Origin of the sequence: Prauserella endophytica (genome assembly GCF_005146945.1) — a bacterium.
Taxonomy (GTDB): domain Bacteria; phylum Actinomycetota; class Actinomycetes; order Mycobacteriales; family Pseudonocardiaceae; genus Prauserella_A; species Prauserella_A endophytica.
Map to the genome: position 1 here is coordinate 178100 of NZ_SWMS01000013.1, position 13857 is coordinate 191956.

The window sequence follows — 13857 nt, forward strand, 5'->3', positions numbered from 1 at the left end:
AACAAGCGAATTGTGCTGCAAGCGCTTTAAGCAGAACTGTAAAGTGGTGGGATGCTGGACGTTCGGCGGATGCAGGTACTGCGCGCGGTGATCACCAGCGGCTCGATCAGCGAGGCCGCCCGCAACCTCGGCTACACGCCCTCGGCGATCAGCCAGCAGCTGTCCACCCTCGAACGCGAGGCGGGGACGGCGCTGCTGGAGCGCAACGGCCGGGGCGTGCGGCCCACGCCGGCGGGCGAGCTGCTCTCCGAACACGCCGAGCTGCTCGGCACGCAGCTCGCGAAGGCCGAGGCCGCGCTGGCCGACCTGAAGAACGGTCGCACGGGACGGCTCGCCATCCGCTACTTCGCCACGGCGGGCGCCGCGCTCGTGCCGCCGGCCGTCACGGCGCTGCGCCGCGAGCTGCCCGACATCCAGGTGGACCTCAAGCTCGTCGAGCCCGACGACCCGCTACCCGAGGTGGAGGCCGGCCACGCCGACGTCGCGATCGTCGTGTTCCCCCGATCGAAACCACCGGCGGAAAGTGTCGAGCTGGTGCACCTGCTCGACGACCCGTACCGGGCGGTGCTGCCGAAGGGCCACCGGCTCGCGCGCAAACGCCTGCTCGATCTCGCCGACCTCGCCGAGGAGCCCTGGGTCGGCAACGAGTGGCCGCCAGGACCGTGCCGCGACATCATGCTGCAGGCGTGCGGGGCGGCGGGCTTCGCGCCGAACTTCGTGGTGGAGTCGGAGGACTACGCCACCGCGCAGGGCTTCGTGGGTGCGGGGCTCGGCGTCTCGCTCATTCCTGAGCTCGCGCTGGGCGCACCACATCCGGCCGTGGTGGTGCGGAAGGTACGCAGGCCCTCGCCGGTGCGGGTGATCTACGCGGCCGTCGCCGCGCACGCGCGCGACAACCCGGCGGTGCGGCTGCTCATCGACGCGATGAAGCGTTAGGTCGTGTCGCACGGCAGAGGACCAGCACGCGGCTAGAGCGCGAGGATGATCCCGACGATGATGATCGTCACCACGACCACCGCAACGATCCACCACTGCCACGGGCGCACACGCGGGCCTGGCCTCCGCTGCTTGGGCGGCGGGGGTGCCGGGGCCTGCGGCTGAACCCTCGGCGGCCTCGGCATCAGCGGCACGGTAGGCATGGCGGGCGCGGTCGGCGGGACGAAGCCCTGGTCCTGGCCCCGCGTGATCGCCTTGAACGCGGCGACGGAGTCGGCCATCGTCGGGCGCAGGTCGGGGTCGGTGCGCAGCATCTTCAGCAGCGCGCCGGTGAGCGCCCCGGTGCGGTTGGGCACGGCGGGTTCGCTCGTGCCCTCGGGGCCGAACGGCGGAACCCCCTCGACCGCGGCGAACAGCGTGGCGCCGAGCGAGTAGGTGTCGGCACCCGCGGTGGCGGGCTCGCCCTTCGCGACCTCGGGCGCGCGGTAGGCCGGGTCGGGCGGCCCACCCGCGATGCCGATGTCGGTGATCTTGACGCCCCCGTCGTCGGCCAGCAGCACGTTGCTCGGCTCCACGACGCGGTGTGGCACGCCCAGCGCGTGCGCCACCGCCAGCGCCGATCCGAGCTGCACGCCGAGGAACGCTGCCTGCTCCGGGGTCAGCTGCCCGTGCTCGGCGAGGAAGTCGGCCATGTTGCGGGACGGGACGTACTCCATGACCAGCCAGACGTCATTACCGTCGCGAAAGGCGTCGTACACGGTGATGGCGTTGGCGTGCAGGATGCGCGTCGCCTGCCGTCCCTCGTGCAGCGCGGCTTTCCGCGCCTCCTCGGCCCGGTCGGGAGGCAGGTCCGGCTCGATGTAGAGACGTTTCGCGGCGACGGTCCGGTGCAGCATCGTGTCGAAGGCGAGCCAGACGATGCCGGCCCGCCCCCGACCGATGGGTTGGTCCAGTCGGTACCGATCACCGACGAGAGCACCTTCTGTGTCGTTCACGCAGCCCCTTGTACCGCAACGCCGGTCAAACCGGCATCAACAGGGTCGTACCGTCATCCCGAGGTCGGAGTGACCGTCGCTGTAGGCGTCGGCTCCGGCTCGAGCGTCGAGGACGGGATCACCGGTTCGCTCGTGGGCTCGGGCTGCGAGGTCGGCTCCGGCTCGTACGACGGCTCGGTCTCCTCGACCGGCGGCGGCACGTACTCCGACTCCTCCCCGTACGTCTCCGTCTCGACCACCTCGGTCGACTCCTCGGTCGTGGTGGTCGTGGGCGGGGGCGTGGTGGTGGTCAGCGAGACCCGCGAGGTGGTGGCGACCGGACGCTGGTCCCGGTTCTGCTCGGCGTCGCTGCCGCCGGAGCCGCCGAAGATCCAGAACGCGAAGGCCGCGAGGCCCAGCACCACGATGCTGCCGGCCAGCGCGGGCAGCTTCCAGTTCGACTTCTTGGGCTCGTCCTCGGCGGGCGGCTCGTCGTCGTAGGGCCGGGCCTGGTCGTAGTCGTCGTCGTAACCGTCGCCGTACCCGCCGGCGGGCACGGCACGGGTGGCCTCGAGCCCGCCCTGCGCGCGGCCGTAGCCGTCGTAGTCCTCGTCGGGGTAGCCGCTCGCGGGCTCGTACCGGTCGTCCGGCTGGTCGTCGTAGTACCCGGCGACGTCCTCGCCGAGCGTGCCCGAGTGACCGGCGGGCACGTAGTCGTCGTCCGCCGAGGCCGCGCCGAGCGCTGCTCCGGCGCCCGCGGCACCGAGCACGGCGGTGCCGCCGCCGATGGCGGGGTGCACCGCGGTGGCGTCCGCGTCGTCCGTGGCCCCGCCGAGCGGCGTCTCGCCCCTGGCGACGGCGGCAAGCAGCTCCTCGCATTCGTCGGCGGTCGGGCGGTGCCGGGTGTCTGGGTGCAGCATCACCGCGAGCACGCTGGTCAGCGGGCCGGACTGGCGCGGCGGGTTGATCTGGCCGGCGGCGACCGCGTGCAACAGGCTCAGGGTGTTCTCGCTGAGCCCGAACGGCGGCTGCCCCTCGGTGGCGGCGTAGAGAGTGGAGCCGAGCGAGAAGACGTCCGACTCGGGGCCGGGGTCGCCGCCGATGGCAACCTCGGGCGCGAGGTATGCGGGCGTCCCGGCGATCATGCCGGTCTTCGTGACGGTGACGTCGTCCTTGGCCCTGGAGATGCCGAAGTCCGTGATCTTCACGAGCCCGCTGCCCGCGAGCAGGATGTTGCCGGGCTTGATGTCGCGGTGGACGATCCCCACCGCGTGCGCCTCCTTGAGCGCGGCGGCGACCTGGGCGCCGATCTTGGCGACCTCGATCGGGGGCAGCGTCTTCCGCTGCTGGAGCTCCTGGGCGAGGCTGGTCGACGCCAGGTACTCCATGATCAGGCAGGGCTGCCCGTTGTCGTCGGTCACGACGTCGAACACGCTGATCGCGTTGGGATGGTGGAGGCGGGCCGCGATCCGGCCCTCACGCATCGTGCGGGCACGCGCGTCCTCCGCCTCGTGGTCTTCGAGGCCCGGCTGCAGCAGGAGCTGCTTGATCGCGACCGTGCGGTGCAGCACTTCGTCCTGCGCCTGCCAGACCGCGCCCATGGCACCGGTACCGATCCGCTTGATGACGCGGTAGCGGCCGGCGACCAGGCGACCCTCGTCGCTCACGCGACCTCCTTCGGGGCTCCGTCAGCAGGGGTGGAGCGTAGGCACAACCCGGCCGGCTGTGTGCCGGATTACCGAGACCGACCCGTGACAGGCTAGGCCGCTTACTCTGCGCACACGAAGGCGGCACTCTCGGACACGGCGCCAGTGCTCCTATGTGGTAGACGCCGTTGAGGTCAGTTGGGTTGCGCCGAAAGGAGCTTTACCTCGCGGATCCGGCCATCTCGTCCGCCGCCGACGTCCAGCCGCTGGGTGACGCGCACGGCCTCGCCCCGCTGGGGAACCATGGTGACCACGGCGCGAACGGAGCCGTCGCGCTGTTCGTGGACCTCTTCGACCTCGACCGACTCCATCGACCGCCAGGCCCGCACGAGCGTTTCGCGCTCGGCCGCCAGCGCGGGGCCGAGCAGCCGGACCGCCCGGTCGGGGGAGCTGTTCACGAGCGCGTAGAACTCCCGCACGGTGCCGACCTTGCCGTTGCCGTGCGCCGGCGTGCCTGCGGCGCCGCCGGCGCCGGTGTCGTCCCGCTGCGAGACCGTCCTGACCTCATCGGCCGGGGCGATCGCCTCGTTCCCGGCCGACATCGGGGCGGCGTCGTCGACCACCGGGGCGTCCGCGGCGGGCCCGCCCTCGCGGTCCTGCCCCGACAACGCGAAACCGCCGAGCGCGGCGGCTCCGGTGATCTCGAGCGGCCCGGCCACGTCCTCGCCTTGCGACTCGCTCTCGCCCGCCATCGAAGCGGCGATGACGATCGACGCGACGAGCAGCGCCACGGCGACCAGCAGGGCCGCCAGCTTGGCGCGGCGGGCGAACGGCTTCTCGGGCTCCGGTGGCGGATCGTCCTCTGGCCGCTCGGCGCGGGTGCCGGGCGGCGGCAGGTACCTGCGTGGCTCACGGAAGACCTCACGCAGGTATTCGTCGTCGACCAGCTCGTCGGCGAGGATCTCGTCGCTGATGACGTCCTCGACCGCGATGGTCGGCTCGGATGCGTGGCGCCGGTCGTGCACTGCTGGCCCTCGTCGGTTTCGTCTCGTGGACTCGGAGTTCGGACCCCTCGCGTCTCAGGTAACCCTGCCGCGCGCCGCGCCACCAGACTCGATCGGTGGACAGTCGTGGCGGCACGACGAACGGCGAAACGTGTCACCCACGTAGAGCAATATGTGACCGTTCACCGCACTGCACGTGCACCAGAATGTGCGAAATCACCGTGCATCCGCAGGTGAAGCGCCTGTTCGGGGGTCGGGAAAGCGGTCGGGAATCGTTTCCTCTACTGACCGTCGTCCGCGATCTTCTCGTCGTCGCCGAAGACGAGTTTGCGCGTTTCCTCGGTCGTGGTGCCGTCGGCGTGGGTCACCTCGACCGTGTTGATGGTGTACCCCTCGTTCTGGTCGATGTAGACGTGCTTCACCTGGAAGTAGGCGACGCTCGCGTACTTCTGCCGCAGCCCCTCCTCGCCCTCGGCGGCGAGTTCGCCGGTGGTCATGCCGTACGCGGCGGCCGGGTCCTCGGTGACCGTGTTGAAGAAGTCCTGGGAGGTCTGGCCCATCTGGTCGGCGTCGTAGGGCGGCGCGGGGATGTAGCGCGTCTTCGCCTTCGACATCGGGGCGGGCGTGACCGGCGGTTTCCTCAGCTCGGACGTGCTCGGCCCCGCGCTCGTGGTCTGGGTTGGCTGCCCGGAGCCCTGCTCTGGCGTGCTCGTCTCGTCGACGTCGGACGACGACCGCAGCCCGGCCGGGGTGCCGGAGTCCTCCTCCGAGCCGGACGACGATGAGGAGTCGTCGGCACTGGACGTTGGCGCGGCATCGTCGGTGACGCTCTGGTCGTCCTCCGCGTAGCCCTCGTGCGGCAGCAGCGGCGCGACGCCGCCGTGCCGGTCGGGCCAGCCCTCGATCGCCTGCCGTTCGGCGGGAGGCTGGCCGACGAGCACGGTGCCGGCCACGAGCATGGCCACCACCACGCCCCCCGAGGAGATGCTCGCGAACCAGGCGGCCTTGCGCCAGCTCTTCGGCGGGGTGACCGACGCGGGCACCGAGCCGAGGTCGAACTTGCCCAGCCCGTCGGGAGGCGGCGCGACGTACACGCGTGCCTCGTCGTCGGGCTGGCGCGCGGGCCGCTCGCACGTGGTGAGCGTGATCTTCTTCCTGCGGACGGTCGTGCCCTCGCCGACAGGCGTGTGCACGACGGCGTCGATGGAGTCGGTCGTCTCCTCCTGCTCGACCGGAGCCTGCACGGGAATCGGCAGTTCGCCGTGCGACGCCGCGAACTCGGGGGCGGGGCCTGCCGGTGGAACGGGGAGCGAGCCGGTGAACGGCGTGTCGGCGACGGGGTCGGCGGGTGCGACCCGGCCGGCGCCGTCGCGCCGATGGTGGTGGCGGGGCTTCGCGGGAACCGAGGGAGTCCAGGTCCCCGCTCCCGGCGCGTGCCTGCGCCTGCCCTCGGGTACGGTCGGCTGATCGGAGTACGGGACGCCGCGCTTCGTGGAATCGGCCCTGCCGTTCATGTCGACTGGACCCTCCGAGGAGCCCGGCCTGACGGAGATTCCACGCCGGTTAGACCGATCGGAGCAGCCGGAGCGCTCAGCGCACGAGCAGCTGCACGGCACGCTGCACGTGCGAAACGCCCTGAGGCGCGCAGACCGCTCGCGAGAACTCTCACTCGCCCCACATTAGGAGCCTTTCGGCCCCACCGGCGTACCGGGGCGCGATCCAGCGCCGGATATCACCCCTCTGGGCGCACCCATCCGGCGAGGTACACGTGTGGTATCAGCCGCCGCTGCGGTACTTCGCCTGCGTCGACTGCAGCGCCTTGGCCGCCGTCGCACCGCTGCCCACCGCCAGGATGATCGCGATGATGTCGAGCGCGGGACCACCACCCGTGAACAGCAACGCGATCAGCGAGACGGCCGAGGTGGCACCGGCGACCCCCCACCTGGACCGCACGTACTGGGCGATCGGCGCTCCGCCCGCCCGCTTGTTCGCCGCGCTGTTCAGCATGGCGAGGTAGCCGGCGTGGCCCAGCGCCGCGAGCACACTCGCCAGTGCGATCACGAAAGCGATCAGGTGAACGATCGTGTCCATGCGTCCAGTGTGCCCGAACCCGGCGGTGCCCCGGCTCGGGGAACACCCTGAGATTCGCGGGCGGTCAGCGGCCCAGCCTGCCGCGGCCGAGGTTCAGCAGCGCCATGGCGAGCTGGCGGCCCTCCGGCCCCAGCTCGCGGTAGCGGGCGAGCACGTCCATCTCGCGGTTGTAGACGATGCGGGGCCCACCCGCGGCCATCCTCGCGGCGCCGATGGTCTTGGACACCTCGGCCCTCCGCTTGACGAGCCGCAGGATTTCGGCGTCGAGCCAGTCGATCTCCTTGCGGAGCTCGTCGATGTCGGCTGCCGTGGTCTCGTCGGCGTCGTGAGTCTGCGCGTTCATCTGCACCTCCGGTCGCGTCCGGATCCACATCGGGCCCAGAGCCGACGAAAGCCCCGGGTCCGTGGACTCCGGGGCTTGCTGTGATGGCTGTGTGGCACTACGCGATCACGGGAGCCGGAGTCCGGGTCCCGTAGAAAAATCGAACCGCGTAGCGCTGCACGCGGAGAGTATGGCACATGGCTACTTCGTCAGGGGTCCCAGGTAGCGTTGAATCACAATGAGCACCCTCTTCGATCTCCCCTCGGAACCGGGCAAGTACGCGGATCTGCTCGACGACCTGAACCCGGCCCAGCGCGCCGCCGTGGAGCACAGCGGCCCGCCGCTGCTGGTGGTCGCCGGAGCGGGTTCGGGCAAGACGCGGGTGCTGACAAGGCGCATCGCCTACCTGCTCGCGGCACGCGACGTGCATCCGGGGCAGATCATGGCGATCACCTTCACCAACAAGGCCGCCGCCGAGATGCGCGAGCGCGTCGGCGAGCTGGTGGGGCGCAGGGCCAACGCGATGTGGGTGTCGACGTTCCACTCGATGTGTGTGCGGCTGCTGCGCCGCGAGGCCAAGACGCTGGAGATGTCGTCCAACTTCTCCATCTACGACGCCGACGACAGCAGGCGCCTGATCACACTGGTGGCCCGTGATCTCGACCTCGATCCGAAGCGTTACCCGGCGCGCACACTGGCCGCGCACATCTCGAACCTGAAGAACGAGCTGCTCGACGCGGAGACGGCGGCCTCGAAGGCGGCCAACGACTTCGAGCGCAGGGCCGCGGAGGTCTACGGCGAGTACCAGCGCAGGCTCACGCAGGCCAACGCCATGGACTTCGACGACCTCATCATGCGCACGGTCGAGCTGTTCCAGGCGTTCCCCGACGTGGTGGAGCACTACCGCCGCCGGTTCCGCCACGTGCTCGTCGACGAGTACCAGGACACCAACCACGCCCAGTACACGCTGGTGCGCGAGCTCGTGGGCACGAAGCCGACCGAGTCGGGCGTCGAGCCGTCCGAGTTGTGCGTGGTCGGTGACGCCGACCAGTCGATCTACGCGTTCCGCGGCGCGACGATCCGCAACATCGAGGAGTTCGAGCGCGACTTCCCGAACGCGCGGACGATCCTGCTGGAGCAGAACTACCGGTCGACGCAGACGATCCTTTCCGCTGCCAACGCGGTCATCGCGCGCAACCCGAACCGGCGCGACAAGCGGCTGTGGACGTCGTCAGGGGACGGCGAGAAGATCGTCGGCTACGTCGCCGACAACGAGCACGACGAGGCCGCGTTCGTGGCGGGGGAGATCGACACGCTGGCCGACGGCGGCGAGGCGAAGTATTCCGACGTCGCCGTCTTCTATCGCACCAACAACCAGTCGCGCGTGTTCGAGGAGATCTTCATCCGCCTCGGCCTGCCGTACCGCGTGGTCGGCGGCGTGCGGTTCTACGAGCGCCGCGAGGTGCGCGACGCGCTTGCCTACCTGCGGGTGCTGGCCAATCCCGAGGACACGGTGAGCCTTCGGCGCATCCTCAACGTGCCGAAGCGGGGCATCGGAGACCGCGCGGAAGCCGTGGTGGCCACACACGCCGAGCGGGAGCGCATGTCGTTCGCCGCGGCGCTGCGGGAGGCCGTCGCGGGCAACGTGCCGCTGCTGAACCCCCGCTCGCAGCGCTGCATCGCTGGGTTCGTCGAGCTGATGGACGGCCTGCACGAGCTGGTCGACTCCGGCACCGAGGTCGCCGACGTGCTGGAGGCGGTGCTGGAACGCACCGGTTACCGCACCGAGCTGGAGGAGTCCGACGACCCGCAGGACGCCTCGCGGCTGGAGAACCTCGACGAGCTCGTCACCGTCGCGCGGGAGTTCACGGAGTTCGCGGACACGGTGCTCGAGGAGCAGACCGAGGCCGAGCAGGAGGTAGACGACACCGCGGGCGTGCCCGAACCCGGCTCGCTGCCGGCTTTCCTCGAGCGCGTGTCACTGGTGGCCGACGCCGACTCGATCCCGTCGCCGGACGGCGAGGGCGGCGAGGAGGACTCCGGCGTGGTCACGCTGATGACCGTGCACACCGCGAAGGGCCTCGAGTACCCCGTCGTGTTCTGCACCGGCTGGGAGGACGGGATCTTCCCGCACATGCGGGCGCTCGGAGAGCCCGCGGAGCTGGCGGAGGAGCGGCGGCTGGCCTACGTGGCCATCACGCGGGCGCGGAAGCGGTTGTATGTCTCGCGCGCGCTCGTCCGTTCGGCGTGGGGTCAGCCGATGGCCAACCCCGGTTCGCGGTTCCTCGACGAGATCCCGGCCGAGCTCGTGGACTGGCGGCGGCTCGCGCCGTCCAACGGAGCCGGTGCGGGTGGTGGTTCGCCGCGTGCGGCGACGACCTGGGGCCGCAGGGCGGGCTTCGGGGACGACTCCGCCCAGGCGGGGGTCGCGGCCCGTGGCATGCGGACCACGTCGTTCAAGGGCTGGAAGGACGGCTGGAAGGACACGGTCGCGCTGAAGCTCGACGTTGGCGACCGGGTCAGCCACGACAAGTACGGCCTCGGCACGGTGGTCTCCACCGACGGCGCCGGTCCGCGCGCCACGGCGACCATCGACTTCGGTGCGTCGGGCAAGGTGCGGCTGATGCTCATCGGCAGTGTGCCGATGGTGAAGCTCTAGTACTTCTTTCGGGTGAGCCGCTTCGGCGGCCCCGAAACTGTCGCACCCCCGCGCTAACCTTCTCTTCGAACACAAGTTCGAACGACGGGGTCGTCTGTGCGACTCCGGAACTGGGGGTCACCGGTGTGGAGCGCTGGTTTCAGGCGATTGGCGAAGGCGTGGTCCGCTCTCTCGACGAGCTGGCCGCTCGCGCGCTGGCGGAGGGAGGGCCGCTGGCATCGGATGTCGGCAGGCTCGTCGCCGCCTGGCGGCTCCTGTTGCGTCTGCACGGGCGCACGGAGCGCGGGGGATGCCGGGTTTGCGGACGGCCGCACGCACAGCGCATGTGCACTGTGTGGCAGGTCGCCGTGGGGTACTTCCTGCGGCGGTTACCGGAGGATCAGCCGTCGAGGCGGGGCTGAGGCCGACTCAGACCGCGACGCCGCGCTCGGCGAGCCATTCGCGGGGGTCGACCTTCTGGCCGTCGGAGGTCCAGACCTCGAAGTGCAGGTGCGGGCCGGTCGACTGGCCGCGGTTGCCCATCTCGGCGATCTGCTCGCCGGCCTTCACCCGCTGGCCCACGCTGACGTAGTAGTCGTTGACGTGGCCGTAGACGTGCACCGTGCCGTCGTCCATCTGGACCCGGACCCACAGGCCGAAGCCGCTGGCCGAGCCGGCCTCGATCACGGTGCCGTCCGCAGCGGCGACGATCGGCGTGCCGATGCTGTTCGCGATGTCGATGCCGTAGTGAGTCGTGCCCCACCTGGCGCCGAAGCCCGAGGTGAACGTGCCCTCGGCGGGCAGAACGGTCTTGGGGCGGGCGGCCTCCTCGGCGGCCCTGCGGGCGGCCTCGGCCTCGGCGGCGAGCCGGGCGTTGGTCACCTCGGCGCTCTCGGTGAGGCGCTGGACCTCTGCGGACGCGTCGGTCGAGCGGGTCACCTGAAGCAGCTCGGGGGCGCCGGTCGGTGCGTTGCCGCCCATTCCGAACGAGGCGCTCGCGTCGCGGGCGTTCGCCAGGGGCGTCACGTCGGTCTTCGTGTCAGTGGAGTCGGTGGCGGCTTGCAGAGTCTGTCCAGCCGCGGCGGCGGCGAACGCGCCGGCGGCGACAGCCGCGACCACTACGCGGCCACGCAGGGCCGAGGAGGGCGCGGGGAGCCTATGTGAACCCCGGACACGAACGACAGCACCGTCCAGTGCGTCTTCGAGTGCCGGGGAAGGAGCTTGGCCGCCGGGGGAGCGGTGTCGAGCCAAGACAGGGCCTTCCGTTACTCGGGGAGTCAGATCGTCAGACGCCGGGCGGGGGATCCCGGTGAGCGGCTTCGGGGGTAACCGCTCGATGGCGTGCCTGCCTCGGGGGGAGGCCTGCCCACCATGTCCATTCGTGACCTGACCGTAATGGGGACTGCGGGACAGTAACGAAGGGGCACGGCTCCGAGCAAGATCCGGGGCCCGCGTGGGCCGATCGAGTCAGCGTTCTCGGGGTGCGCGCACCGGAATGACACAAGGTAGAAAGGGGGTTGCTCCATTTGGTGTGACTTGCGTTACAGTTGCGCAACCGTGGGACTAAACGACGTGCTTCTGGGGAACGGAGTCAAGTTATTTCCGCCGGGCCGGCCATTGCTAGCGTCGGCACGGACCGACCCACCGACCCCTGCCGGTCGGGTGCACGTCGTTACGAACCCGAGGTGAGTTGATGACCAGTCACGGCCATCCACGTCCCGCGCTACTGGGTACCGGCCGTTGAGTTCGCGAGTTCTCATCGACACAGAACGACGTCCGGCCGTATTGCTGGTCGCGCTCGGCGCGGCCGGACTGGCGGCGGTGTTCCTGGCCGCTGGCGCGGTGGTGCCCGTCGTCGACGGGGCGGAGCCAGGATTCGCCAGCGCTCCCCTGCTGATCGTCCTGGCGTTGCTGCCCGTCGCCGTGGCCGGCGTCTTCGCGGCGCGGGGCAGGCCGGCTGTCGCGGCCGGTGTGCTCGTGGCCGTGGCCGCGCTGGCACCGGGGCGTGCGGTCTTGGACCTGCAGTTCCTGGTCGATGCATCCGTCGCGGTCCGGCCCGAGCTGTACCTGGCGAAGGACCTGCTGCTGCATACGGCCGCGACCGGCCTCTGGCTGCTGCTCGCCGGGCACGTCGCCATGGCTGTGGCGGGACTGCTCGCCTTCCGGGCAGCCCGGGCCGCGGAGCCGGACGGCGCCGACGAGACGGCGGGCTGGCGGCAGCGCTGGCTGCTGGTCGTGGTCGTGGCCGCTGTGGTGGCCGCGATCGGGTTGCTGATGGCGCCGTTCGGCTCCACCGACGTCTACCTCCTCGCGCGCAACGCGTTCGAAGGGCCCGCGGTCGCGCTCACCGGCTGCCTCTTGATCGCCTGCGCCCTGCCGCTGTTCGCGGCACTCGCCGTGACGTCGGGCAACGGCGGTTTCGCGAGGGGCGGTCTGCTCGGGCTGGGCATCGGCGTGGTCGCGCTCGCGGTGCCGAACCTCCTGGCCGGGGTCGCTGTCGACGCGGCCAGCCTCGGCGCGGGCCCGATCGTCGCGCTCGCCGGTGCGGCCGGCTTGTTCGCTGTCGCGGGCACGCGACCGGGCGAGGGACCCGGCACGGGCCCGGAACCGGACGAGGCGGGCGAGGCGAGCGTGCCGGGGCGCAGCAGGCTGCTCGCGGCGACCGGCGTGCTCGCCGTGGTCACGGCCGTCGCGGCCGCGCTCGGAGCCACCACCGCGCAGCTCACCGCGAGCGGTGCGCTTCCCGCGCCGGAAAGCCCCGCTCGCTGGGTGCTGCTGGTCGCCGGGCTGCTGGTCGGTGTGCTCGGGCTGGCGATGTTCGTTCCCGGGATGGCTCGTCTGCTGCGGCCCGCGCTGTCCGTGGCCTGGGCGGGTGTGCTGCTCGCCGGCACCGCGGTGCTCGACACGGCGATCACGGCTACCGGGGTCGCCGGGACGCTCGAGACCGGTCCCGGGGTGCTGTGGACGTGGCTGGCCATGGTCGCGGCGGTGGTCACCGCGTGTTGTTCCGTGGTCGCGGGGATCGTCGATCGCGAGGACGACGAGGGCTTCGGCAGCGAGGGCGGCGAGACCGCACTGGCGGGGGTCAACATGCTCACCCCCCTGGCGGCCGCGGGCGTGCTCGCCGTCGCCGCGTTCGGCACGCCCGTGATCGTGGCGCCGGACTACAGGGCGGCCGGGCTGTGGTCGGCCTTCGGCACACCGTCCTGGGGGCTGCTCGCCGCGACGTTGACCGTGCTCGGGGCCATCGTTCTCGCTCCGCGCAGCCGTCCCGCTCCGGCCGTGGCACTGCTCGGCGGAGCGGCCTGCCTGCTCGGGCTGCACGCGGCCACACTGCCGCTCAGCAGCGGCGACATCGAGGGCGCGACCGCGGGCATCGGCGTCTGGCTGGCGCTCGCCGGCGTCGTGGCGTTGATCACCGCCGCCGGCATCGCGGTGGCCGGAGGCCGGCGCGAAGCCGCATGACCGGGCGGAGGGTGACGCGGATCGTGCTGGTCGAGGCGGGCTCGGCGTGCTCAACCGCCGTGCCGCTCGCCCGCGCCCTGCGCGACGAGGGCGCTGAGGTCGTGCACGCCGGGGTACTCCGCACCCGGGAGGAGATCGTGGCCACGGCGGAACAGGAGGATCCGGACGTCCTCGCGGTCTCCGCCGGGTCAGCCGCCGACCAGGAACTGGCCGACGGCCTGGCGACGGCGCTGCCCGAGCTCCGCGTGGTCGCCTTCGCAACCGATACAGATGTCACCCGATGGGTGGAGGAGAACGCGACGTGCGCCACAGACCCCAGCTCAGAGGCCCTTCGGTGACCGAGTTCACCAGGTGCGGCGGCCTTTGCGCGCGGCCGGGTCGATAGGGTCGTCTGCGTCCGGCAGCACGGTTTGTAAAAACCACAGTGGCGTGTGTCGTCAGGAGACTGAAAGAGTGGACCTCTACGAGTACCAGGCGAAGGACCTCTTCGCCGCCCATGGTGTGCCGGTGTTGCCCGGCGCTGTGGCGAGTAATCCGGAAGAAGCGCGGGCCGCCGCCGAGGAGATCGGTGGGCAGGTTGTGGTCAAGGCGCAGGTGAAGACCGGTGGCCGGGGTAAGGCCGGTGGTGTGAAGCTGGCCAAGGATCCGGCCGAGGCGCGGGAGAAGGCCGAGGCGATCCTCGGGTTGGACATCAAGGGTCATGTCACGCGGCGCGTGCTGGTGACCGAGGCGTCGGACATCGCGCAGGAGTATTACTTCTCGTTCCTGCTGGACCGGGCGA

The 13857-nt window shown here is 71.1% G+C and carries 12 protein-coding genes; 5 read left to right on the plus strand and 7 right to left on the minus strand.

Features of this window, described 5'->3' with window-relative positions; genetic code table 11:
• Positions 1-51 precede the first annotated feature (51 nt).
• A complete protein-coding gene (locus tag FCN18_RS23315; protein WP_112276973.1) occupies positions 52-936 on the plus strand; it encodes a LysR family transcriptional regulator in 885 nt (294 codons plus the stop codon).
• A gap of 32 nt (positions 937-968) precedes the next feature.
• Here the strand turns inward: FCN18_RS23315 and FCN18_RS23320 are convergent, their stop codons facing one another.
• The 6 genes from FCN18_RS23320 to FCN18_RS23345 form a co-directional block, all read right to left on the minus strand.
• A complete protein-coding gene (locus tag FCN18_RS23320) occupies positions 969-1931 on the minus strand; it encodes a serine/threonine-protein kinase (RefSeq protein WP_112276976.1) in 963 nt (320 codons plus the stop codon).
• Between the two features lie 53 nt (positions 1932-1984).
• Positions 1985-3577, minus strand: coding sequence for a serine/threonine-protein kinase (locus tag FCN18_RS23325; protein WP_137096087.1), 1593 nt, complete (start codon positions 3575-3577; stop codon positions 1985-1987).
• A 173-nt stretch (positions 3578-3750) separates the two neighbouring features.
• Positions 3751-4581 (minus strand): hypothetical protein, encoded by an 831-nt coding sequence (locus tag FCN18_RS23330; protein WP_137096088.1) that lies wholly within the window; start codon positions 4579-4581, stop codon positions 3751-3753.
• Between the two features lie 260 nt (positions 4582-4841).
• On the minus strand, positions 4842-6074 hold the full coding sequence (locus FCN18_RS23335; protein WP_112276982.1) for a hypothetical protein: 1233 nt from the start codon (positions 6072-6074) through the stop codon (positions 4842-4844).
• 262 nt (positions 6075-6336) lie between these two features.
• Entirely contained in the window at positions 6337-6651 is a 315-nt protein-coding gene (locus FCN18_RS23340) for a hypothetical protein (protein ID WP_112276984.1), read from the minus strand.
• 64 nt (positions 6652-6715) lie between these two features.
• Positions 6716-6994: a chorismate mutase gene (locus FCN18_RS23345; protein WP_110335042.1), complete on the minus strand. Its 279-nt coding sequence runs from the start codon at positions 6992-6994 to the stop codon at positions 6716-6718.
• A 217-nt stretch (positions 6995-7211) separates the two neighbouring features.
• On the opposite strand from FCN18_RS23345, the gene pcrA reads away from it, so the two are divergent.
• Positions 7212-9632: a DNA helicase PcrA gene (gene pcrA, locus FCN18_RS23350; protein ID WP_112276986.1), complete on the plus strand. Its 2421-nt coding sequence runs from the start codon at positions 7212-7214 to the stop codon at positions 9630-9632.
• Positions 9633-10040: 408 nt separating this feature from the next.
• Here the strand turns inward: pcrA and FCN18_RS23355 are convergent, their stop codons facing one another.
• A complete protein-coding gene (locus FCN18_RS23355; RefSeq protein WP_228714094.1) occupies positions 10041-10730 on the minus strand; it encodes a M23 family metallopeptidase in 690 nt (229 codons plus the stop codon).
• Positions 10731-11351: 621 nt separating this feature from the next.
• On the opposite strand from FCN18_RS23355, the gene FCN18_RS23360 reads away from it, so the two are divergent.
• The 3 genes from FCN18_RS23360 to FCN18_RS23370 form a co-directional block, all read left to right on the plus strand.
• A complete protein-coding gene (locus tag FCN18_RS23360; RefSeq protein WP_228714095.1) occupies positions 11352-13076 on the plus strand; it encodes a class-II aminoacyl-tRNA synthetase family protein in 1725 nt (574 codons plus the stop codon).
• Entirely contained in the window at positions 13073-13414 is a 342-nt protein-coding gene (locus tag FCN18_RS23365; RefSeq protein ID WP_137096090.1) for a cobalamin B12-binding domain-containing protein, read from the plus strand. Before FCN18_RS23360 ends, FCN18_RS23365 begins: the two co-directional genes overlap by 4 nt.
• A 115-nt stretch (positions 13415-13529) precedes the next feature.
• Positions 13530-13857: ATP-grasp domain-containing protein (locus FCN18_RS23370; protein ID WP_206077971.1), on the plus strand; the 328-nt coding region annotated here is incomplete at its 3' end.

Excerpts from the sequence above, each read along its gene's own strand:
- FCN18_RS23365 (WP_137096090.1), top strand. The coding sequence starts at position 13,073 with ATGACCGGGCGGAGGGTGACGCGGATCGTGCTGGTCGAGGCGGGCTCG.
- FCN18_RS23340 (WP_112276984.1), bottom strand. The coding sequence starts at position 6,651 with ATGGACACGATCGTTCACCTGATCGCTTTCGTGATCGCACTGGCGAGT.
- pcrA (WP_112276986.1), top strand. The coding sequence starts at position 7,212 with ATGAGCACCCTCTTCGATCTCCCCTCGGAACCGGGCAAGTACGCGGAT.
- FCN18_RS23335 (WP_112276982.1), bottom strand. The coding sequence starts at position 6,074 with ATGAACGGCAGGGCCGATTCCACGAAGCGCGGCGTCCCGTACTCCGAT.
- FCN18_RS23345 (WP_110335042.1), bottom strand. The coding sequence starts at position 6,994 with ATGAACGCGCAGACTCACGACGCCGACGAGACCACGGCAGCCGACATC.
- FCN18_RS23315 (WP_112276973.1), top strand. The coding sequence starts at position 52 with ATGCTGGACGTTCGGCGGATGCAGGTACTGCGCGCGGTGATCACCAGC.